Raw genomic sequence first — 1,769 nt, forward strand, 5'->3', positions numbered from 1 at the left:
TATCTCCATGGTCTTGGGAATGCTTTCTATATTCCTCAAAATGATTTGGATTATCTGCGTTTGCACTGGTTCTGTAAATATCAAAGGTATCCCCCCAATTATAAATTAACGTCGACTCACCATCTTCATCAATATAAATATCATCAGAATTAATTAATGGATTTAACCATTTCAAATGTTGATCCGTAGTTGAAGGGAAAAAACCAAAACTTCTAATATGATCTGACTTCACAAAAATTGAAGGCTCTAAAGTGTTTTGGGCGTATTCTATGCCATCACAATTTTTAAAGAATGACCATGCTGGCTTGTAAGCTGTTTTGCCTCCCCGAATTAAACCCTTTACCCCCTCTGATAAATGATCTTCCAAAAAGATGTCATCATCGTCCCAAAAGACTATGACATCTGCATCATTTGGGATATAATTTAATGCGTCACTATAGATGGCGCCTAAACTTTTGAATGGTAGTTTGGTTTCGGGATCAATATTATTATTAACCAATGTTACTATACCAGGTTGGATATTGGGATTTAATGTCTGAATGACTTCGGAATTTTGGTAAATGAGCAAATGCTTATCAACATATTTTTGGTTTAAAAAAAGAGAAAGACTTCTTTCTGAGCAATAGTGTCTGCCACAAGTTGCCATTATAGCTGTGATTTTCATATAATTGAAAAGGTATTATTAAAAGTAATTAATTTTTTAGAAAGTATTTACTTGGCTAAATAATAAATAATGTTTGGAAATTTTGAATTTAGTTTTAGTTGTACTCTCAGTGTTTCGGTTTTATGCAGGATTCAATTTTAGATATAAAAGAGAATTGGATATTACTATAATTGGAGTATGAATTTTTTCACTGCAACTTTATTGTAATAATGTTGAGAATTAATTCAAAAAGAAAAGCTGTTGCTTATTTGATTTTTATAATTTCTATATTGCATAGGTTCGATTTTAGCCTTTGTTTGCAAGAATTCATAAACAATATTTTGATTATAATTTTTGTGTAAGGATAGTTAGCAGATTGGACAAAAGCTATCACAGATAAAGCACTAATTTTTGAAAACATTTACTTATTATAAGCAACCTGATCAGATGGATTGCGGTCCGACCTGCCTACGAATGGTAGCTAAACACTATGGCAAAAATTTTACGCTTCAACGGCTAAGGGCAATCAGTGGTATTAACCGAGAAGGTGTTTCTTTGTTGGGCATTAGTGAGGCAGCAGAAAAGATTGGTTTCCGTACTTTGGGCACTAAATTGACTTTAGGTCAATTGTTGGAAACAGAACTGCCAACGATCATACACTGGAATCAAGATCATTTTGTTGTACTCTATGGAATTAAAAAAGGTAAGTACCATGTTGCCGATCCGGGTAAAGGATTGACTGTTTATAGCCAGTCGGAATTTGTGAAGCGCTGGCTCAGTACTCATGATAATGAACATAGTCAAGGAATCGCTTTACAACTTTCTCCTACGCCATCTTTTTACGACCAGGCAGGAGATAAGAATAAAGGTCTTAATTTCAGTTTCTTAGCGCGTTACATATATCGCTACAAACAATTAATAGGACAACTCTTCATGGGATTAGCTGTAGGTACTTTGCTTCAACTTATTTTTCCATTTCTTACGCAGTCTGTGGTTGATATCGGCATCAATACTAAAAATCTTGATTTTATCTATATTATCTTAATTGCCCAAACTATGCTTTTTCTAGGGCGCTTGAGTGTAGATTTTATCAGGTCTTGGATACTTCTCCATATAAGTACTAGGG

The 1,769-nt window shown here is 33.9% G+C and carries 2 protein-coding genes; one reads left to right on the forward strand and one right to left on the reverse strand.

All coding sequences use genetic code 11. The features are described from left to right. Window positions 1-664: glycosyltransferase family protein (locus tag AC1DND_RS27160; protein WP_477585879.1), on the reverse strand; the 664-nt coding region annotated here is incomplete at its 3' end. A 390-nt stretch (window positions 665-1,054) separates the two neighbouring features. On the opposite strand from AC1DND_RS27160, the gene AC1DND_RS27165 reads away from it, so the two are divergent. Beyond that, window positions 1,055-1,769: cysteine peptidase family C39 domain-containing protein (locus AC1DND_RS27165; protein ID WP_477585881.1), on the forward strand; the 715-nt coding region annotated here is incomplete at its 3' end.

Source organism: Pedobacter sp. 01N416, assembly GCF_056399685.1.